The 19,283-nt window shown below is 76.2% G+C and carries 17 protein-coding genes; 13 read left to right on the forward strand and 4 right to left on the reverse strand.

Features of this window, described 5'->3' with window-relative positions; all coding sequences use genetic code 11:
* Positions 1-255: 255 nt before the first annotated feature.
* Both CRP51_RS07105 and CRP51_RS07110 read left to right on the forward strand, forming a co-directional pair.
* Positions 256-1,608 (forward strand): KamA family radical SAM protein, encoded by a 1,353-nt coding sequence (locus tag CRP51_RS07105; protein ID WP_097230328.1) that lies wholly within the window; start codon positions 256-258, stop codon positions 1,606-1,608.
* Positions 1,605-2,906: a pyridoxal phosphate-dependent aminotransferase gene (locus CRP51_RS07110; RefSeq protein ID WP_245880421.1), complete on the forward strand. Its 1,302-nt coding sequence runs from the start codon at positions 1,605-1,607 to the stop codon at positions 2,904-2,906. The genes CRP51_RS07105 and CRP51_RS07110 overlap by 4 nt, the downstream gene beginning before the upstream one ends.
* A 153-nt stretch (positions 2,907-3,059) precedes the next feature.
* On the opposite strand, the gene CRP51_RS07115 is transcribed toward CRP51_RS07110, so the two are convergent.
* Positions 3,060-4,661, reverse strand: coding sequence for an AMP-binding protein (locus tag CRP51_RS07115; RefSeq protein WP_097230149.1), 1,602 nt, complete (start codon positions 4,659-4,661; stop codon positions 3,060-3,062).
* 459 nt (positions 4,662-5,120) lie between these two features.
* Here CRP51_RS07115 and CRP51_RS07120 point away from each other — a divergent pair, with 459 nt between their 5' ends.
* From CRP51_RS07120 to CRP51_RS07165, 10 genes are all read left to right on the forward strand, one after another.
* Complete coding sequence (locus CRP51_RS07120; protein ID WP_097230150.1) at positions 5,121-6,155, forward strand: NAD-dependent epimerase/dehydratase family protein; 1,035 nt, start codon at positions 5,121-5,123, stop codon at positions 6,153-6,155.
* Positions 6,156-6,224: 69 nt separating this feature from the next.
* Positions 6,225-7,886: a carbamoyltransferase family protein gene (locus CRP51_RS07125; RefSeq protein ID WP_097230151.1), complete on the forward strand. Its 1,662-nt coding sequence runs from the start codon at positions 6,225-6,227 to the stop codon at positions 7,884-7,886.
* A gap of 94 nt (positions 7,887-7,980) precedes the next feature.
* Positions 7,981-9,018 (forward strand): glycosyltransferase family 2 protein, encoded by a 1,038-nt coding sequence (locus tag CRP51_RS07130; protein WP_097230152.1) that lies wholly within the window; start codon positions 7,981-7,983, stop codon positions 9,016-9,018.
* Positions 9,011-9,643 (forward strand): D-glycero-alpha-D-manno-heptose-1,7-bisphosphate 7-phosphatase, encoded by a 633-nt coding sequence (locus CRP51_RS07135; RefSeq protein ID WP_097230153.1) that lies wholly within the window; start codon positions 9,011-9,013, stop codon positions 9,641-9,643. Before CRP51_RS07130 ends, CRP51_RS07135 begins: the two co-directional genes overlap by 8 nt.
* Entirely contained in the window at positions 9,640-10,704 is a 1,065-nt protein-coding gene (locus CRP51_RS07140) for a glycosyltransferase family 9 protein (RefSeq protein WP_097230154.1), read from the forward strand. Before CRP51_RS07135 ends, CRP51_RS07140 begins: the two co-directional genes overlap by 4 nt.
* Entirely contained in the window at positions 10,701-11,666 is a 966-nt protein-coding gene (locus CRP51_RS07145) for a glycosyltransferase (protein WP_097230155.1), read from the forward strand. Before CRP51_RS07140 ends, CRP51_RS07145 begins: the two co-directional genes overlap by 4 nt.
* Positions 11,666-12,907 (forward strand): glycosyltransferase, encoded by a 1,242-nt coding sequence (locus CRP51_RS07150; protein ID WP_097230156.1) that lies wholly within the window; start codon positions 11,666-11,668, stop codon positions 12,905-12,907. The genes CRP51_RS07145 and CRP51_RS07150 overlap by 1 nt, the downstream gene beginning before the upstream one ends.
* A 79-nt stretch (positions 12,908-12,986) precedes the next feature.
* Entirely contained in the window at positions 12,987-13,619 is a 633-nt protein-coding gene (locus CRP51_RS07155) for a D-sedoheptulose-7-phosphate isomerase (RefSeq protein WP_097230157.1), read from the forward strand.
* Positions 13,616-15,049 carry a D-glycero-beta-D-manno-heptose 1-phosphate adenylyltransferase gene (rfaE2, locus tag CRP51_RS07160; protein WP_097230158.1) on the forward strand — a complete coding sequence of 478 codons (1,434 nt, stop codon included), beginning with the start codon at positions 13,616-13,618 and terminating at the stop codon, positions 15,047-15,049. Before CRP51_RS07155 ends, rfaE2 begins: the two co-directional genes overlap by 4 nt.
* A 4-nt stretch (positions 15,050-15,053) precedes the next feature.
* Positions 15,054-16,022 (forward strand): glycosyltransferase family 9 protein, encoded by a 969-nt coding sequence (locus CRP51_RS07165; RefSeq protein WP_097230159.1) that lies wholly within the window; start codon positions 15,054-15,056, stop codon positions 16,020-16,022.
* Here the strand turns inward: CRP51_RS07165 and CRP51_RS07170 are convergent.
* Both CRP51_RS07170 and CRP51_RS07175 read right to left on the reverse strand, forming a co-directional pair.
* A complete protein-coding gene (locus CRP51_RS07170; RefSeq protein WP_097230160.1) occupies positions 16,010-16,912 on the reverse strand; it encodes a glycosyltransferase family 2 protein in 903 nt (300 codons plus the stop codon). The genes CRP51_RS07165 and CRP51_RS07170 overlap by 13 nt on opposite strands.
* On the reverse strand, positions 16,899-17,771 hold the full coding sequence (locus CRP51_RS07175; protein WP_245880422.1) for a glycosyltransferase family 2 protein: 873 nt from the start codon (positions 17,769-17,771) through the stop codon (positions 16,899-16,901). Before CRP51_RS07175 ends, CRP51_RS07170 begins: the two co-directional genes overlap by 14 nt.
* Positions 17,772-17,893: 122 nt before the next feature.
* Here CRP51_RS07175 and CRP51_RS07180 point away from each other — a divergent pair, with 122 nt between their 5' ends.
* Positions 17,894-18,874: a sigma-70 family RNA polymerase sigma factor gene (locus CRP51_RS07180; protein WP_097230162.1), complete on the forward strand. Its 981-nt coding sequence runs from the start codon at positions 17,894-17,896 to the stop codon at positions 18,872-18,874.
* On the opposite strand, the gene CRP51_RS07185 is transcribed toward CRP51_RS07180, so the two are convergent.
* Positions 18,813-19,247 carry a winged helix-turn-helix transcriptional regulator gene (locus CRP51_RS07185; RefSeq protein ID WP_097230163.1) on the reverse strand — a complete coding sequence of 145 codons (435 nt, stop codon included), beginning with the start codon at positions 19,245-19,247 and terminating at the stop codon, positions 18,813-18,815. The two genes, CRP51_RS07180 and CRP51_RS07185, sit on opposite strands and share 62 nt — an antisense overlap.
* Positions 19,248-19,283 lie beyond the last annotated feature (36 nt).

The raw sequence follows: 19,283 nt of genomic DNA on the forward strand, positions 1-19,283 counted from the left end.
GCGTCACTGTGTTCACCCATATTCGTCCACTCGCATTCGCCGATGTCCCACGCACGGAATCCGTCGCAGCGCCGCGCGGCCGTGCTCGGGGTTCCCCGACGGGATGGGCGGGGGCAAGAGGGTCTTTTCCGCCAGTCACGCGGTTTCCCCGTGTGCCGGGAAAGTCCCTCGGATCCCTGGCGTGGGAAACCAGCTGAACACCCGACCCATCTTCCACTCCACCTTCGACGAAGTCTCACGGAAGAGATCCGCATGATGCCCCTGCTGGGCCCCAGCCCCGTCCAGAGCCCGCGTTTCCGAGCCTTTGGCCCCAAGCAGATCCACGCCATAGCCAAACGCTTTCCCCTCAGCGCGGAGCAGGTGAAGACGGTCGAGTTGATCTCCCAGGTACTGCCGTTTCGCGTCAACGAGTACGCGCTGTCCGAACTCGTCGACTGGGAAAGCGTGCCCGACGACCCGATGTTCCGGATGGTGTTCCCCCAACGCGGCATGCTCGCCCCCGAGGACGAGCGGCTGCTGGAGACGGCGAGCAGCACGGGAGACCGGCAGGCGGTCGCCGCGGCGGTCAAGGAGATCCGGGGGCGCCTGAACCCCCACCCCTCTGGCCAGTTGGAACTGAACGTGCCCCGCCTCGACGGCTCGCCCGTGCCCGGCCTGCAGCACAAGTACCGGGAGACCGTGCTCTACTTCCCCAGCCAGGGGCAGACGTGCCACTCCTACTGCACGTACTGCTTCCGCTGGGCCCAGTTCGTCGGGGACGCCGACCTGCGGTTCGCGGCCCCGGGCCCGGAGCCGCTGATCCGCTACCTCGGGGAGCACCCCGAGGTGCACGACGTGCTGGTGACCGGCGGCGACCCCATGATCATGGGGTCCGACCGGCTGAGCAACCACCTGGAGCCGCTGCTGGCCGTGGACTCCGTCCGCACCATCCGCATCGGCACCAAGTCCCTGGCGTACTGGCCCTACCGCTTCGTCTCGGACAAGGACGCGGACGACGCCCTGCGGCTGTTCGAACGCGTGACGGCCAGCGGCCGCACGCTGGCCGTCATGGCCCACTTCACCCATCCCAGGGAACTGGGCACCGAGGTGGTGGCGAAGGCGCTCTCCCGCATCCGGGCGACCGGGGCCGTGGTCTACTGCCAGGCGCCGCTGATCGGGCGGATCAACGACGACGCCCAGACGTGGAACTCCCTGTGGCAGGCCGAACTCGCCCAGGGAACGGTGCCCTACTACATGTTCGTGGAGCGGGACACCGGGCCGTACGACTACTTCAAGGTGCCGCTGGCCAAGGCCGCCGAGGTCTTCCGCACGGCCTACCGCGCCCTGCCGGGGCTGGCCAGGACGGTACGCGGGCCGGTCATGTCCGCCACGTCGGGCAAGGTCCTGGTGGACGGCGTCGAGGAGTCGGCCGGGGCCCGGTACTTCCAGCTGCGCATGCTCCAGGCGCGCGATCCCGCGCTGGTCGGGCGGCCCTTCCGGGCCCACTACTCCCCGACCGCCGCCTGGGTGGACGAACTCGAACCGGTCCCGGACACGCCGGCGGACATCGCCGCGGCCGTCTGGGGCGGCACGCACCGCCAGCTTCTGGCGGAAGGGAGCCAGCCATGACCACCGTGGTGGAACCGACGCCGGCAGGGCCCAGCCCCCGGCCCAGGGTCCTGCCGATGTCCCCGAACCTGGCGCTCAACCAGCGGGTGGACGAACGCAGGGCGGCGGGCGAGGACATACTCCACCTGGGCTTCGGCGAGTCCCGGCTGCCGGCCTTCGACGGCCTGGTGGACCGCCTGGTCGCCGGCGCCCGGCGCAACGCGTACGGGGCGGTCCAGGGCGACGCGACGACGCGCGAGGCCGTGGCGGGCTACTTCACGCGTCGCCGGCTGCCGACCGACCCCGGGCAGGTCGTGGTCGCCCCCGGCAGCAAGCCGCTGCTGATGGCGCTCAACCTGGTGCTGCCTGGTGACCTCGTCATCCCCCGGCCGGCCTGGAACACCTACGCGCCCCAGGCGGCGCTGGCCGGCAAGCACTGCGTGTCGGTGCCCATCCCCGCGCAGGCGGGCGGCGTGCCCGATCCGGCGCTGCTGCGGGAGACTCTGCGCGCCGAGCGCCGAGCGGGCCGCGACCCGCGCACGGTCGTCCTGACGCTCCCCGACAACCCGACCGGCACCCTCGCGCCGCCCGCCCTCGTCCGGGAGCTGTGCGCCCTCGCCGAGGAGGAGGACCTGACCCTCGTCTCGGACGAGATCTACCGGGATGTCGTGCACGATCCGGCGACCCCCTTCCTCAGCCCCTGCGAGGTCGTTCCCCACCGCACCGTGGTGACCAGCGGGTTGTCCAAGAGCCTCGCGGTGGGCGGCTGGCGCATCGGCGCGGCCCGCTTCCCCGCGGACGAGCGCGGGCTGGCCCTGCGCGCCAACGTCCTCTCCGTCGCCAGCGAGATGTGGTCCACCCTGGCGGCACCGATGCAGGAGGTCGCGCGGTACGCCTTCAGCGAGCCGCCGGAGCTGCGGGCCCACCTGGCCAACAGCGCGCGCCTGCACGGGGTCGTGGCGCGTGCCGTGCACGGCGTCCTGACGGCCGCCGGCGCCGACTGCCGCCCGCCCACCGGTGCGTTCTACGTGTATCCCGACTTCGAGCCCCTGCGGCCCGTGCTCACCGCCAAGGGCGTCACCGACTCCCCCTCGCTGGCGCGTGAGTTGCTCGACGCCTCCGGCCTCGCCGTGCTCGCCGGACACCTGCTGGGCGACGATCCGGGCGCCCTGCGCTTCAAGGCCGCCACCAGTATGCTCTACGGCGACACCCCCCCACTCCAGTGGGAGTCCCTGCGCTCCGACGACCCGCTGGCGCTTCCCCATGTCGCGGAGAAGCTGCGCAGGATCGAGGAGGGCGTCCGCCGCCTGGTCTCCTGAGGTCTCCTGGGGTCGGCGGGGGCCGGGGCGGGTTCGCCCCGGCCCCCGCGCCGACGCCGGACGGCGCCGGCCGGGTGCGCGCACGCGGCGGCGCCGTCCCGCCGTCGGGGGGCGGTGCTGCCCGACGGCGGGACGGCGCGGGGCCGCGGCGGCTCAGGAGGACACGAGGGCGCGCAGGGCGGTGCGGTCCACCTTGCCGTTGGCGCTCAGCGGGAACTCGTCCACCACGTGCATCTTGTGCGGGACCATGTAGACGGGCAGCGCGGTCCGGCAGAACGCGGCGACCTTCCTGGCGTCCGGCGCGGGTTCCCCGGGGTCGCAGGTGACGAAGACGTGGAGCTGCGGTTCGTCCTCCTCGTGCGGCAGGACGGAGGCGACCGCGCCGGTGATGCCGGGGAACGCGGCGACCCGCGTCTCCACCTCACCGAGTTCGACGCGGTTGCCGCGGATCTGCACCTGGGAGTCGGCACGGCCGTGGAAGTACAGCTCACCGTCCGCGCCCCGGGAGGCCAGGTCGCCCGTCTTCAGCACCAGTTGGCCGGACCTGGGGTGCAGGGGGTCCGGGACGAGGGTGGCGCGGGTGGTCTCCGGGTCGTTCCAGTAGCCGTTGAAGAGCGAGGTGCTGCGCAGGTAGATCTCGCCGATCACCCCGGGCTCCTCCACGGACTGCCCGTCGGCGCCGATCAGCGTGACCTCGGCGCCCGGGATCGCCCGGCCGATCGACAGGCGCTCCGCGTCGTTCGGCAGCGGGTTGGGCAACTCCGTGACGGAGACCGCCATGCACTCGGTGGGCCCGTACAGGTTGATGAAGCGTGCCTTCGGCAGGAGCGCCTGGACGCCGCGCAGTTCGTTGAGGGGGAAGGCCTCACCGGAGAAGAGGATGCCGCGCAGCGCGCCACGGTCCCCCAGCTCGGCCAGCATCTCCGGCTCGTGGCGTAGCACCGGGCGCCACACCGAGGGGACGGCGTGGACCTGCGTCACCTCGGCCTCGCGGAGGAACGCCAGCAGGCGGCGCGGCCAGGTGAGCCGGTCACGCGGGACGGGCACCAGGGTGGCGCCGTGACTGAGGGCAAACCCGATGTCGAACAGCGCGAAGTCGAACTGGAGCGGCGCCGTGCCGGCGACACGGTCCTCGATGGTGAGGAAGTCGGCGGCCCGCGCGCCGCGCAGGAACGAGATGACCCCGCGGTGGCTCATGGCCACGCCCTTGGGCCGGCCCGTGGTCCCCGAGGTGAAGATGATGTACGCGGTGTCGACGGGCGTGACGGTCCTGCGGCGGCGCGGCCCGCGGCGCACCGGCTGGCGCTCCACGACCACGCCCTCGGGGCCGAACCGGCCCGTGCCGACCTGCTCGGGGATGTCGGCGCGCTTGCCGTCCACGGTCTGGAGGTAGAGGGCGGGCTCGGCGCTGGCGATGATGGCGCGCAGTCGCTCGTCCGGCAGTCCGGGGGCGACCGGCACGAACGGCAGCCCCAGCGTGGCGCAGGCCAGAAGCGTCGCCACGGCCTCGGCCGAGGTGTCGGACTCGATGATCACCCGGTCACCGACGTCGAGTCCGAGGGCGTCGAGCGCTTCGACACAGCGGTCGGTGCGCGCCTCCAACTCGCCCCAGCTGACGGTCTCCAGACCGCCACCCGGTGCCGCCTGAATCACGGCCGCCCGGTGGGGCGTTTTGGCCCCGGCGGCGAGCAGATAGGTCCGCAGATTGTCCACCGAGGCGTGCGCGCGGGGCGGAAGCGTTCCGTTGGAGCTCATGCGCCACCTTTCCGATGAGGTTCTCCCGGCGAATATCGGGGTTTTTCTAGCACGCGGATTTCCTTCACCACAAGAAGTGTCGGTCAACTGCCGGAGGATTAGGGGTGTTAGGGGGGTGGAGCCGACGAGTATTCGCGTGCGCTGACCGGCGGGAAATTCGGTCCCGGCCGGGCGGCCGAATTACCGGTCCGCGGCCGGCTGTTTTCGGGGTTCGCGCGAATCCTCTGCTACCGGCGCTCCGTGTTCACGCCGATCGTTTCTCACGGTCCGTTCTCAGCTCTTCCTGGGCTGAGTGCGCCGACACCCTAGCCGTGACGTCGCCGCCGCCCCCACCCCTATTCACCCCGCTCTCTCGCGAGGCACCGTCCACATGGGCTGTATATAGCTGTTTGTCCTGTTTCATCCGGGGTACCTGGGGTCAGCGGGGCAGCGGGTTCGGAGGCGGTGAAAGGAGAGGACATGGAGGGCAGGAAGGGCACGCCGTTCCGGCACGCCGTCGTCACCGGGGGCGCCGGTTTCCTCGGCTCCCACCTGTGCGAGGCGCTGCTGGCCGGCGGCACGGAGGTGACCTGCGTCGACGACCTGTGCACCGCCCACCCCGACCATGCCGCGGCGCTCGCCGACCTGCCCGGGCTGACGATGGTGCGTGCCGACGTGACGGAGCCGTTCGACGTGGCCGGCGAGGTGGACCTGGTGCTGCACTTCGCCTCCCCCGCCTCCCCGGCGGACTATCTGCGGCTGCCGCTGCACACCCTGGAGACCGGCAGCCTCGGCACCCGCAACGCGCTGGCGCTGGCCCGCCGGCACGGCGCGCGGTTCGTGCTGGCCTCCACCTCCGAGGTGTACGGCGACCCGCTGGAGCACCCGCAGAGCGAGCGGTACTGGGGCAACGTGAACCCGGTGGGCCCGCGCAGCGTGTACGACGAGGCGAAGCGGTTCAGCGAGGCGTTGACGGTCGCCGAGGGCGAGGTGAACGGCACGGACACCGGCATCGTCCGGCTGTTCAACACCTACGGCCCCCGGATGCGCGGCCACGACGGGCGCGCGGTGCCGACGTTCGTGCGGCAGGCGCTGGCGGGCGAGCCGCTGACGGTGACGGGGGACGGGCGGCAGACCCGTTCCCTCACCTACGTGTCGGACACGGTCGCCGGGGTGCTGGCGCTGGCCGCCTCCGACCTGCGGACGCCGGTGAACATCGGCAACCCGACCGAGATCACCATGCGGGAGCTGGCCAGGACGGTGATCCGGCTGACCGGTTCCTCCTCGACCGTGCGGATGGTCGACCGGCCCGTGGACGACCCGATGGTGCGCCGCCCGGACATCACGCTGGCGCGCGGCAAGCTCCAGTGGGAGCCGGTGGTCGAGGCGGCCGACGGGCTGGCCCGCACGATCGCCTGGTTCGCCGGGCGCCGGGCCGACGCGGAACAGCCGGCCGACGCCGCTCAGCAGGCCGGCGCGGAACAGCCGGCCGACGCCGCGCGTCCGGCCGGCTGAGCGCGGCCCTCCCCCACTTGCCCCGGTCCCGTTCCCCCGGCTCGCCCCGGCCCACCCGACGGAGAACCCATGCGCGTACTCGGTGTCAACGCCCTCTTCCACGATCCGGCGGCGGCCCTCGTCGTCGACGGCAGGACCGTCGCCGCCGCCGAGGAGGAACGCTTCTCCCGTCGCAAGCACGGGAAGCGGCCGCTGCCGTTCTCCGCCTGGGAGCTGCCGGAGATGTCCGCCGCCTGGTGTCTGAGCCAGGCGGGGCTGCGGCCCGAGGACCTGGACGCGGTCACCTACTCCTACGACCCGTCGCTGGCCAGGCCCGCCGACCGGCTCGGGCTGCACGACCCGTGGGACGAGCTGCGGCAGACCTACGCGCGGGAGGCGCCGGCCTTCCTGTGCGAGGCGCTGCCGGGGCTCGCGCCGGAGCAGGTGCGGTTCGTGCCGCACCACATGGCGCACGCCGCCTCGTCCGCGTTCGCCGCGCCGGGCGCCGAGCGTGCGTCCGTGCTGGTGCTCGACGGCCGGGGCGAGGCCACCTCGCACCTGGCCGCGCGGCGGGAGGGCGCGCGGCTCGAAGCGCTGCACGGGCAGGAGCTGCCGCACTCGCTGGGGCTGTTCTACGAGGAGCTGACCGAGCACCTGGGCTTTCTGCGGTCCAGCGACGAGTACAAGGTGATGGCGCTCGCGGCGTACGGGAACCCGCGCCGGTTCCTGCCCGAACTGCGGCGCCACGTGTACGCCACCGGGGACGGCGGGTTCCGGGCGGCGGGGGTGCCGTGGGAGGAGTTGTGCGCGGCGCGACGCGACGGGGAGGGGTGGACGCCGGAACAGGCCGACCTGGCGGCGGCGGCGCAGGTCTGCCTGGAGGAGACGCTGCTCGACCTGGTGCGGTGGCTGCACGGGCAGACCCACGACGAGGTGCTGACGATGGCGGGCGGCGTGGCGTTGAACTGCGTGGCCAACTCGCGGCTGACCGCCGAGGGCCCGTTCCGCCGGGTGTGGGTGCAGCCCGCCTCCGGGGACGCGGGCACCGCGCTGGGCGGCGCGCTGCTGCACGCGGCGGACGCCGACCCGGGCTCCCCCACCCGTCCGCAGCCGGGCGTCGACCTGGGGCGCGGCTGGTCGGACGCGGAGCTCGAGGGGTGGCTGAAGACGGCCGCGGTGCCGTTCGAGCGTCCGGCGGACGTCGCCGTCGAGGTGGCGCGGGCGCTGGCGGAGAACGCGGTGGTGGCCTGGTTCCAGGGGCGCGCCGAGTACGGGCCGAGGGCGCTGGGGCACCGCTCGCTGCTGGCACACCCCGGGCCCTCGGGGAATCTGGAGCGGCTGAACGACATCAAGGGGCGCGAGCAGTTCCGCCCGGTGGCGCCCATGGTGCTGGCCGACCGGGCGTCGGAGATCTTCGCGGGACCGCTGCCCAGCCCCTACATGCTCTTCGTCCACGAGGTGCTGCCCCACTGGCGCGAGCGGATTCCCGCGGTGGTGCACGTGGACGGCACCGCGCGTGTGCAGACGGTGGACCGGGAGGCGGAGCCGCTGGTGGCGCGGATGCTGGAGGCGTTCGAGGCGGCGACCGGGCTGCCGGTCGTGGTCAACACCAGCCTGAACACGGCGGGTCGGCCGATGGTGGACGATCCGAGGGACGCGCTGGAGTGCTTCGGTTCCTCCCCGGTCGACCTGCTGGCGCTGGGTCCGTTCGTGGTGCGCCGGCGCGCGCTCTTCGGCGCGGGCGCCGGCTGACGGGCGGGAACGGGGGCGCGAACGGGGGGGGCGGGAACGGGGGGGCGAACGGGGGGCGCGAAGGAACGACGCACACGCCCTTCGGAGGTGGCAGGTGAGCGAGGCACGCGCGACCGCCTACGCCGTGGTGATCCCGACGCTGGGCCGCCCCTCGCTGGACGCCGCCCTGGCGGCGCTGGCGGACGGGGAGGGGCCGCCGCCCGCCCGGGTGGTGCTGGTCGACGACCGGCCGCCCGACGACCCCGAGCCGCTGCCGGTCGCGGTGCCGAGGGCGCTGCGGCCGGTCACCGAGATCGTCCCGGGCTGCGCCCGGGGCCCGGCCGCCGCGCGGAACACCGGCTGGCGCCGGGCGACCGAGCCGTGGATCGCCTTTCTCGACGACGACGTGGTGCCGGGGCCCGACTGGCGCCGGGCGCTGGCGGACGACCTGGCGGCGGCCGACGAGGGGACCGGCGGCACCCAGGGCCGGATCGAGGTGCCGCTGCCGGGGGACCGGGCGCCGACGGACTGGGAACGGGCCACGGCCGGCCTGGCCGGGGCGCGTTGGATCACCGCGGACATGGCCTACCGGAGGGCGGCGCTGGCGGAGGTCGGGGGGTTCGACGAACGCTTCCCCCGGGCCTTCCGCGAGGACGCCGACCTGGCGCTGCGCGTCCTGGACGCCGGCTGGCGGCTGACGACCGGGAGGCGGCGCACGACGCACCCGGTGCGGCCGGCCGGCTACTGGGTCTCCCTGCGTACCCAGGCCGGCAACGCGGACGACGTGCTGATGGCGCGGGTGCACGGGCGCCGCTGGCGGGCGCGGGCCGAGGCGCCGCTGGGACGGTTCCCCGGTCATCTGGCGGCCAGCGCGGCGGCGGTCGGCGCGGCGGCGGCGCTGCTGGCCCGGCGGCCGCGGGCCGCGGCGCTGGGGGGCGCGCTGTGGCTGGCGGTGACGGCCGAGTTCGCGGTCGCCCGGATCGGTCCCGGGCCGCGCACGGCGGAGGAGATCGGGCGGATGGCGCTGACCAGCGCGGCGATCCCGCCGTTCGCCGTCGGGCACCGGCTGCGCGGAATGTTCCGGCATCGCGGGACACGCCGGAGCAAAGTGTTTATATCGGATCAATCTGGCAACCCCTGGTCTCATGAGTGAACGCCCCACACGCCTGCCCGGGGGGCCCTGGCTCTTTCCGGCCGCTCCCCCGCCGGCCAGGCGCGGAGCCGACGAGCGGCACGGCCCCGGGGCCGTGCTCTTCGACCGCGACGGCACCCTGGTCGAGGACGTGCCGTACAACGGCGACCCCGCCCGGGTCAGCGTGCTGCCCGGCGCCCGCGCCGCGCTGGCGCTGCTGCGGGAGCGGGGGGTGGCCACCGGCGTGGTCAGCAACCAGTCGGGCGTCGCGCTCGGCCACTTCGGCCGCGCCGAGACGGAGGCGGTCGGGGCGCGGATCGAGGAGCTGCTCGGCCCGTTCGACGTCTGGGCCGTCTGCCCGCACGGGCCCGCCGACGGCTGCGGCTGCCGCAAGCCGGCGCCCGGACTGGTCCTGGCGGCCTGCCGGCGGCTGGGCGTGCCGCCGCACCGGGCCGTCGTCGTCGGCGACATCGGCGGCGACATCGCCGCCGCCGAGGCCGCCGGGGCGCGCGGGGTGCTGGTGCCGACGCCCGCCACCCGGGCCGACGAGGTCGCCGCCGCCGGCGAGGCGGTGGCGCCCGACCTGCTCACCGCCGTGCGCGCGCTGCTGGCGCCCGCGCCCCGGCTGGCGGGGGAGGCGCGGTGACGGCCGCGCCGCGCGGGGCGCCGCGCACCCTGGTCGTCCGGCTGGACAGTGCGGGCGACGTGCTGCTGGCCGGCCCCGCCGTCCGGGCCGTCGCCGCCGGTTCCTCCGAGGTGACCGTGCTCTGCGGCCCCTCGGGCGAGGCCGCCGCGCGGCTGCTGCCCGGCGTGGACCGGGTGCGCGTCTACCACGCGCCGTGGGTCAGCCTGGCCGCGCCCGCCGTCGAGCCGGCCGACGTGGCGGAGCTGGTCGACCGGCTGGCCGCCGACCGCTACGACCGGGCTCTGGTACTGGCCTCCCAGCACCAGAGCCCGCTGCCGGCCGCGCTGCTGCTGAAGCTGGCCGGTGTGGAGTGGGTCGGCGCCGACAGCGAGCACTACCCGGGCTCGCTGCTCCAACTCCGCCACCGGCGCGCGCCCTACCGCCACGAGGCCGCCGCCGCGCTCGACCTGGCGGGCGCGGCCGGGTTCGCGCTGCCGCCGGGCGACTTCGGCGAGCTGCGGGTGCGGCGCCCGCCCGACACCACGGCGCTGACCGGCGCCGAGCCCTATCTGGTGGTCCACCCGGGAGCCGCCGTGCCCGCCAGGACCTGGAGCGCGGAGCGGGCCACCCGCGCCGTCGCCGCGCTCGCGGCCGCCGGGCACCGGGTGGTGGTGACCGGCGGCCCCGGCGAGGCCGAGCTGACCCGGCGGGTCGCCGGCCGGCACGCGCTGGACCTCGGCGGACGCACCGCGCTGCCCGAGCTGGCCGGGGTGCTCTCCGGCGCCCGCGCGGTGATCGCCGGCAACACCGGGCCCGCGCACCTGGCCGCGGCCGTGCGCACCCCGGTGATCAGCCTCTTCGCGCCGGTGGTCCGGGTGGACCGCTGGCTCCCCTACCGGGTGCCGCATCTGCTGCTCGGCAGGCAGGACGCGCCGTGCGCCGGCACCAGGGCCCGCGAGTGCCCGGTGGCGGGGCACCCGTGCCTGGACTCGATCACGGACGAGGAGGTCCTGGCGGCCGTCGACCGGCTGATCGTCGGCGGACCGCCCTGCGACAGCATCGGACGGAAGGCCAGCGCGTGAACATACTGCTGTGGCATGTGCACGGTTCCTGGACGACGGCGTTCGTCCAGGGTCCCCACACCTACCTGGTGCCGGTGCTGCCCGACCGGGGGCCCGACGGGCGCGGCAGGGCGCTGACCTACCACTGGCCGGACTCGGTGGTGGAGGTCGAGCCGGAACGGCTGCGCGACACCCCCGTGGACCTGGTGGTGCTCCAGCGCCCCCACGAGGCGGAGCTGGCGACCCGCTGGCTCGGCGGCCGCCGGCCAGGACGGGAGGTCCCGGCCGTCTACGTCGAACACAACGCCCCCGTCGGCGACGTGCCCGACACCCGGCACCCCTGCGCCGACCGGGACGACCTGACGCTCGTCCACGTCACCCACTTCAACCGACTGTTCTGGGACAACGGGCGCGCGCCGACCGCCGTCGTCGAGCACGGCGTGGTGGACCCGGGCCACCGCTGGACCGGCGAACTGCCCAGGGCGGCCGTGGTGGTCAACGAGCCGCTGCGGCGCGGCCGGACCACCGGCACCGACCTGCTGCCGGGGCTCGCGGCCTCGCTCGGACTCGACGTGTTCGGCATGGGCACCGAGAACCTCGCGGCGGAGCTGGGGCTCGCCCCCGAGCGCTGCCGCTCGTGGGACCTGCCGCAGGAGGAGCTGCACGACGCGATGGCGCGCCGCCGCCTCTACGCCCACCCGGTGCGCTGGACCTCGTTGGGGCTCTCCCTGATCGAGGCCATGCACCTGGGGATGCCCGTCGTCGCGCTCGCCACCACGGAGGTGGTGGAGGCCGTGCCGGCGGAGGCGGGGGTGGTCTCCACCCGGCCCGAGGTGCTGGCCGGTGCGGCGGCCCACTACGCGCGCGAACCTGAGGCGGCCAGGACGGCCGGGCGCGCCGCGCGTCAGGCGGCGCTGCGGCGCTACGGGCTCAAGCGGTTCCTCGCCGACTGGGAACGGCTCCTGGAAGAGGTGATCCGCTGATGCGGCCCGACCCCTCCGCGCGTGGCCTGGACATCGCCCTGGTCTCCGAGCACGCCAGCCCCCTCGTCGCCCTCGGCGGCGAGGACGCCGGCGGGCAGAACGTGCACGTGGCGCGGCTGGCCGGCGCGCTCGTCGACCGCGGCCACCGGGTGACCGTCTACACCCGGCGCGACTCCGCCGCCCTGCCGGAGACCGTGCGGCCCCGGCCCGGCCTCGCGGTGCGCCACGTGCCGGCCGGCCCGCCGCGCGAGGTGCCCAAGGACGAACTGCTGCCGTTCATGGGCGAGTTCGGCACCCATCTGGAACGGGCGTGGGGCCGGCGGCGGCCCGACGTCGCGCACTCGCACTTCTGGATGTCCGGGCTGGCCGCCCTGGCGGCGGCCCGACCGCACGGGGTGCCGCTGGTGCACACCTTCCACGCGCTCGGCCATGTCAAGCGGCGCCACCAGGGCAGCGCCGACACCAGCCCCGGCAGCCGCGTCGAGTGGGAGCGGCACCTGGGCGGCGCCTGCGACCTGACGGTGGCGACCTGCCGGGACGAGGTCGCCGAGCTGGCCGCCCTGGGGGTGCCGCCGGAGCGGGTGCGGGTGGTGCCCTGCGGGGTCGATCCCGAACTGTTCACGCCCGTGGGCGACCGGCTGCCGCGCGGACCCTGGCGGCACCGGCTGCTGCACCTCGGGCGGCTGGTGCCGCGCAAGGGCGCGGAGATCTCGCTGGCCGCGCTGGCCAGGCTGCCCGACGCCGAGCTGGTGATCGCCGGCGGACCACCGGCGGACCGGCTCGCCGCCGACCCGGTGGCCAGCCGGCTGCGGCGGGCCGCGGAACGGCTGGGCGTCGCGGAACGGGTGCGGTTCACCGGCTCCGTGCCGCACACCGAGGTGCCGTTCCTGATCCGCAGCGCCGACCTGGTGCTCTGCCCGGCCGACTACGAGCCGTTCGGGATCGTGCCGCTGGAGGCGATGGCCTGCGGGGTCCCCGTGGTGGCCAGCGCGGTGGGCGGGCAGCGCGACACGGTCGCCGACCCGACGACCGGCCGGCTGGTGCCGCCGGGCGACCCGGTGGCGCTGGCCGACGCCGTGGCCGCGCTCCTCGCCGACCCGGCGGAGCGCGCCGCCCGGGGCGCCGCCGGGCGTCGGCGGGTGCTGACCCGCTACCGCTGGGCCTCGGTCGCCGCCGCGACCGAGCAGGTCTATCTCGGACTGCGGCAGCGCTCCCCCGCCCCCGTCAGCGGCGCCGGGTGAGCGCCGGGGGGCCGCGCCGCGGCCCCCCGGCGCCCCACCGCCCGCCCCGCATCCGCCGTTCCAGGAAGGAGAGTTCGCCGTGGACGCGACACCCACCGCGCGGCAGCACTGCGCGTCACTCCAGGAGGCCCTGACCTCGTTCCAGCACGACGGGAGGACCGGGCTGGCCGAGGCCGCCGAGTGGGGGCGGCGGCTGGCGCGCGTACTGCCGGCCGGCGGGCGGCTGCTGGCGGCGGGCAACGGCGGCAGCGCCGCCCAGGCGCAGCATCTGACGGCCGAGTTCGTGGGCCGCTACCGCGAGGAACGGCCGCCGTTCGCCGCCGTCGCGCTGCACGCGGAGACCTCGGCCGTCACCGCCATCGGCAACGACTACGGCTTCGAGCAGGTCTTCGCCCGGCAGGTCGCGGCGCACGGCCGGGCCGGCGACGTACTGCTGCTGCTGTCCACCTCGGGCGGCAGCGGCAACCTGCTGGCCGCCGCCGACGCCGCGCGCGACGCCGGCGTGCGGGTGTGGGCCATGACGGGACCGCCGCCCAACCCGCTGGCCGCCCGCGCCGACGCGGCCGTCACCGTCGACTCCCCCTCGACGGCCACCGTGCAGGAGTTGCACCTGGTGGCGCTGCACGTGGTCTGCGAGGCGTTCGACGAGGCGCTGACCGGTGCGGAACGGCGGCCCGCGCCGGCCGTCCTCTTCTCCCGGGAGGCGGCGTGAGGGGCCGTGGACCGCTCGTCGTGGTGGGCGACGTCCTCCTCGACCGGGACATCACCGGCCGCGCCGACCGGCTGGCGCCCGACGCGCCCGTGCCGGTCGTCGAGGTGGCGTCCGAACGCTGCCGGCCCGGCGGCGCCGGGCTGGCCGCCGCGCTGGCCGCGGCGGACGGCCGCGAGGTGGTGCTGGTCACCGCGCTCGGCGACGACGAGGCGAGCGAGACCGTGCGTTCCCTGCTGCCGCCGGGGGTGCGGCTGGCCGAACTGCCGCTGGACGGCAGCCTGCCGGTGAAGTCCAGAGTGCTGGCCGGGGAGCGGCCCGTGATCCGGCTCGACCGGGGCGGCGGCACCCCGGGGGCGCCCGGCGCCCGGGTCCGGGAGGCGCTGGCGGAGGCCGGTTCCGTGCTGGTCGCCGACTACGGCCGGGGCACGGCCCGCGCGCTGCGCGCCGCGCTGGGGCGGGCCGCCCGCCGGCTGCCCGTGGTGTGGGACCCGCACCCGCGCGGCGACCAGCCCGTTCCCGGAGTGCGGATGGTGACGCCCAACGAGCGGGAGGCCCGCTGGTTCGTGCGGGAGCACTGCGCCGAGGCCGCCGGGCGGCGGCTCACCGTCGACGACGACTCGCTGCGGGCCCAGGGCCTGCGCGGCGCGCTGCTCGCCGCGCACTGGCGCGCGCTCTCCGTCGCGGTCACGCTGGGGGCGCGCGGCGCGGTGCTCGCGCGGGCCGAGTGCGACGACCCGCAGTACACCCCGGTCACCGCCGACAGCGAGGGCGACCCCTGCGGCGCCGGCGACTGCTTCGCCGCCACCGCCACCGCCGTGCTGGCGGACGGCGGGTTGCCCTCGGAGGCCGTCGACCTCGCCACCGAGGCCGCCGCCGCCTTCGTCGCCTCCGACTGCGCCGACCGCGCCAACTGGCGCGCCGACCCGCGCCGCCCGGCGCGCGCCCCGGCCTCCGGCGCCAAGCCGCGCCGGACGGCCGAGATCACGGCGCTGGCCGACGCGGTGCGCGCGCGGGGCGGCACGGTGGTGGCGGCCGGCGGCTGCTTCGACCTGCTGCACGCCGGGCACGTGCAGTTCCTGCAGAACGCCAGGCGCACCGGCGACATGCTGATCGTGTGCGTCAACTCCGACGCCTCGGTCCGCCGCCTCAAGGGCGAGGGCCGCCCGCTGAACCGCGTCGCCGACCGGGTGGCGGTGCTGGAGGCGCTGGGCTGCGTCGACGCGGTCGCCGAGTTCGGCGAGGACACCCCGCAGGAGCTGCTGCGGCGGCTGCGCCCCGACATCTGGGTCAAGGGCGGCGACTACCGCGTCCAGGACCTGCCGGAGGCGGCGCAGTTGCGCGAGTGGAACGGCCAGGCGCTGGTCCTGCCGTACGTCGACGGCCTCTCCACCACGGCGCTCGCCCTGCGGGCCGCCCGCGTCCCCTCGTGACGCCGTGGCACCCCGGCTGCTGGTGCTGCGGGCCCTGGGGCTCGGCGACCTGCTGACGGCGGTGCCGGCGCTGCACGCGTTGCGGCGCGCCTTCCCCGACCACCGGCTGGTGCTGGCGGCGCCCGGCGCGCTGTCCGACGTGGTGGCCGCCGTGGGCGCGGTCGACGCGCTGCTGCCGGCCTCGGCGCCGGGGCGGGCCGTGCCGGAGCGCCTGGCCTGGCGCGGCCCGCCGCCCGAGGTCGCGGTCGACCTGCACGGCAGGGACACGCACAGCCTGCGCCCCCTGCTGGCGCTGCGCCCCGGGCGCGTGATCGGCTACGCCCGCCCCCCGGCGCCGGCGTGGCGGGAGCGGGAACACGAACGCGCCCGCTGGTGCCGGCTGCTGCGGGCGCACGGCGTTCCGGCCGACCCCGCGCGCGTCGGCGTCGCCCCGCCCGCCGTCCCCTCCCCCGCGCCCGGCGCCGTAGTCGTGCACCCGGGGGCCGACGCGGGGGCCAGACGCTGGCCGGCGGAACGGTTCGCCACCGTCGCCAGGACGCTCGCCGGCGACCACCGGGTGGTGGTGACTGCGGGTCCGGGCGAGGAGCGGCTGGGGCGCCGGGTCGCCGCGCTCGCCGGCCTGCCGCGCGCGGCGGTGCTCACCGGGCTGCCGCTTGCCGCGCTCTCCGCGCTGGTCGCCGACGCCCGCGCCGTGCTGGTCGGGGACACCGGCGTCGCCCATCTGGCGACCGCCCACGGCACCCCCTCGGTGGTGCTCTTCGGCCCCGTCGCACCCGAACTGTGGGGCCCGCCGCCCTCGTTCCGCCACCGCGCGCTGTGGCACCCGGGCCCGGACGACGGGCCCCGCCCCGGCGACCCGCACTTGGCGGCGCCCGACGCGCGGCTGCTGCGGATCACCGTGCCCGAGGTGCTCGCCGCGTTCGACCGGGTCACCGCGGGCGCCGCCCCCGGCGACGGCGGTCAGCCCACGTAGCGGCGGGCCGTGGACTCCCGCTGCGCGGCCTCCAGCAGACACAGCCGGCGCTCCACCTCGGGCGGCACCGCGCGGCGCTCCCGCAGCACCCACGGCAGGCCGGCGACCGCCCGCAGCAGCGCCCCGGCCGTCGTGCGGTCCCTCGGCACCCCGCGGAGCACGGTCGCGGTGCGGCGCGCGGCGGACCGCGGGGAGCGGCGCAGCCAGGTGAACCACAGCGTGTTGCGGATGCCGTCCGCGCGGCGGCGGGTCGGGTCGCGCAGCGCGGAGGGCCGGTGGTGGACCACCATCCGCTCCTCGAAGACCAGCCACCACCCGGCGGCCATCAGGTCGGCCGCCACCAGTTCCTCCTCGCCGCCCAGCCACAGCCGGCGGGAGAACCCGCCGACCGCGCGGAACGCGTCCGCGCGCAGCACGGTCGCGCCCGCCAGAAACGAGCCGAGCGCCGGACCCGGCAGCCCCGGAGGCCGGGGCAGCGGCGAGGAGCGCAGCTCCGCCACGATCGGGTCCTCGCCCCCGTCGGGCTCCACCACGATGCGCGCGGTGACCGTCGCCACCGAAGGGTGGTCGTCCAGCAGCGCGACGGCGGTGGCCAGCGCGCCCGGCTCCCACCAGGTGTCGTCGTCGCAGAACGCGACGTAGGGGGTGGTGACCTCGCGCACGCCCAGGTTGCGGCCCACCGCGCCCAGGTTGGCGCCCGGGGTCAGCAACCGCACGTCCGGGTGGCGCCGGGCGACGGCCTCGGCGGTGCCGTCGGTGCTCGCGTTGTCCACGACGACCACCGGCGGGCGCTCGGGCAGCGCCGCCAGCCGGTCCAGGGTGCCCAGCAGCTCGTCGCGCCGGTTGTGCGTGATGACCAGCACGGTGACCCGCGGCTCAGCCGGCGGCATGGGCCACCTCCACCCGGCGGATGTCGGCCTCCACCCCCGCCGGCAGCCGGCGCCTGGCCGCCAGGGCCGCGGGCAGCCGGGGCAGCAGCTGCCCCAGCGCCCGCCGGGCGGCGCGGTCGGCCCGCGCGTTCCTGGCCAGCCGCCAGGTGTGGCGGGCGGCCACCGGCAGCGGGCGCCGCAGCCAGCTGGTCAGCGCCTCGTTGCGGTGCAGCAGGGTGGCGCGGTCCGGTCGGGGTCCTGAGTCGGGCCGGTGCACGGCGGTGACGGCCGGGGCGTGGCAGACCAGCCAGCCCGCGGCGGCCAGATCGTAGGCCAGCAGGGTCTCCTCGGCGCCGAAGAAGAGCAGCGGGTGGAAGCCGCCGACGCCGAGGAACGCGGAGCGCCGCACCACGGCCGCGCAGCCGAGGAAGCCGAGCACCCGGGGGCCCGGCAGCCCCTCCCCGCCGCCGAGCGGCGAGCCGGCCAGCACCTCGTTGAGCGGGTCGGGGCCGCCCGCCGGCGAGACCCGGGTGCGGGCGGCGACCAGCCCGATGCGGGGGTCGGCCTCCAGGATCCCCACCGCGCGGGCCAGCGCGCCCGGCTCCCACCAGGAGTCGTCGTCGCTGAAGGCCACATAGGGATGGTCGAGCGCCCGGACCCCGTCGGTGCGGGCCAACGCGCCCCGGTTGGCGGGCAGCGCCAGCAGTCCGACCCCGGGGAAGCGCGCACGCACCAGGGCGCGGGTCCCGTCGTGGGACGCGTTGTCCACCACCAGGACCGAGGGCCGCTCGGGCAGGCCGGTCAACCGCTCCAGGGTCTCGGCGAGCCGGTCGGCGCGGTTGCGGGTGGCGATGACCACCGCGATCGAGTCAGGACGCACCCCGCCCGAGTGCCCGGGGCCGAACCGGACGAAACGGACCGACGCGCGGAGCGGCGTTACCTTCCTGCCCCGGACTCCGTCATCCTGCGGGAACGACTGCGCGCGGCGGGAGGACGACGGGGATGACGAGCGGTTCCGAGGCGGCGGACGCCCTGGCCCTGGCCTTCGAGGAGCGTCGGGGGCGGCTGGTCTCCGTGGCCTACCGGATGCTGGGCTCACGCGCGGACGCCGAGGACGCCGTGCAGGAGGCGTGGCTGCGGCTGGCCCGGCAGGAGGCGGGGACGGTCGAGGGCATCGACAACCTCAGCGGCTGGCTGACCACCGTCGTCGGCCGGATCTGCCTGGACACGCTGCGGGCCCGCCGGGCGAGGCCGGAGGAGCCGTTCGAGGAGCGGCTGCCCGAGTGCGTCGAGGTCCAGGACGGGGACGGGGCGCCGGTCGAGGAGTCGCTGCTCGCCGAGTCGGTCGGCGTGGCGCTGCTGATGGTGCTGGACGCGCTGTCCCCGGCCGAGCGGCTGGCGTTCGTGCTGCACGACACCTTCGGCGTGCCGTTCGCCGAGGTCGGGCGCGTCCTCGGACGTTCGCCCGAGGCCACGAAGATGCTGGCCAGCCGCGCCCGCCGCAAGGTGCGCGCCGCCGAGCCGGGGAACGGGACCGGGCGGGAGCGGGCGGTCGTCGAGGCGTTTCTGGCCGCCGCGCGGGAGGGGGACTTCGACGGGCTGCTGCGGCTGCTGGCCCCCGAGGTCAGCTGGCGCGGCCACGGCGCGCACGACCAGACGGTCAGGCTCGGCCGCACCGAGGTCGCCGCCCGGGTCGGACGCGGCGCGCGGGCGGCGCGGGCCCTGCGGCTGGCGCGGGTCGACGGCGGCTGGGGGATCGTGGCCTACGGCGCGCGCGGGCGGGCCATGGGGGTGCTGACCTGCGCGGTGTCCGACGGCACCATCGTCGCCGTCCACACCCTCGGCGATCCGCGGCGGGTCGCGGCGCTGGCCATCCCGCCGCTGGAGGCGGCGGACGGGCGGGCCGCACGCGACGGCAGCGTCACGGAGGCGGAGCCGTCTCGCCGCCCGCTCGGGCCCGGTGGCGGGAGCGCGCCTCGTTGATCTCCGGCGCGTTGCGCACCGCCCAGTCCGCCAGGGCGGAGAGCGGCTCCAGCAGCCCGCGCCCGAGCGGGGTGAGGCTGTACTCGACGCTGGGCGGCACCGTCGGGTGGACGTCGCGCCGCACCAGCCCGTCGGCCTCCAGACCGCGCAGCGTACGGGTCAACATCCGCTGGCTGATGCCCTCGACGGCGCGGTGCAGTTCGTTGTACCGGTGCGGACGGCCGCCGAGCATGATCACCAGCAGCACGCTCCACTTGTCGCCCACGCGCCGGAAAACCTCACCCGCGGGACACGCGGCGAGCTCGTCGGCCGGGACCGGCCGGGGCAGTGGGTGGGCGAGGACCGAGGGAACACCGGTGTGCGCAGCGGACATCAAACTGCCTTCTTTCGGTCAACGGGCGGGCGGCCG

The organism is Streptomyces zhaozhouensis (genome assembly GCF_900230195.1).
In the GTDB taxonomy this organism is placed as follows: Bacteria; Actinomycetota; Actinomycetes; order Streptomycetales; family Streptomycetaceae; genus Streptomyces; species Streptomyces zhaozhouensis.

Coding starts and splice junctions, on each gene's coding strand:
- CRP51_RS07105 (WP_097230328.1), top strand. CDS start 256: ATGCCCCTGCTGGGCCCCAGCCCCGTCCAGAGCCCGCGTTTCCGAGCC.
- CRP51_RS07110 (WP_245880421.1), top strand. CDS start 1,605: ATGACCACCGTGGTGGAACCGACGCCGGCAGGGCCCAGCCCCCGGCCC.
- CRP51_RS07115 (WP_097230149.1), bottom strand. CDS start 4,661: ATGAGCTCCAACGGAACGCTTCCGCCCCGCGCGCACGCCTCGGTGGAC.
- CRP51_RS07120 (WP_097230150.1), top strand. CDS start 5,121: ATGGAGGGCAGGAAGGGCACGCCGTTCCGGCACGCCGTCGTCACCGGG.
- CRP51_RS07125 (WP_097230151.1), top strand. CDS start 6,225: ATGCGCGTACTCGGTGTCAACGCCCTCTTCCACGATCCGGCGGCGGCC.
- CRP51_RS07135 (WP_097230153.1), top strand. CDS start 9,011: ATGAGTGAACGCCCCACACGCCTGCCCGGGGGGCCCTGGCTCTTTCCG.
- CRP51_RS07150 (WP_097230156.1), top strand. CDS start 11,666: ATGCGGCCCGACCCCTCCGCGCGTGGCCTGGACATCGCCCTGGTCTCC.
- CRP51_RS07170 (WP_097230160.1), bottom strand. CDS start 16,912: ATGCCGCCGGCTGAGCCGCGGGTCACCGTGCTGGTCATCACGCACAAC.
- CRP51_RS07180 (WP_097230162.1), top strand. CDS start 17,894: ATGACGAGCGGTTCCGAGGCGGCGGACGCCCTGGCCCTGGCCTTCGAG.
- CRP51_RS07185 (WP_097230163.1), bottom strand. CDS start 19,247: ATGTCCGCTGCGCACACCGGTGTTCCCTCGGTCCTCGCCCACCCACTG.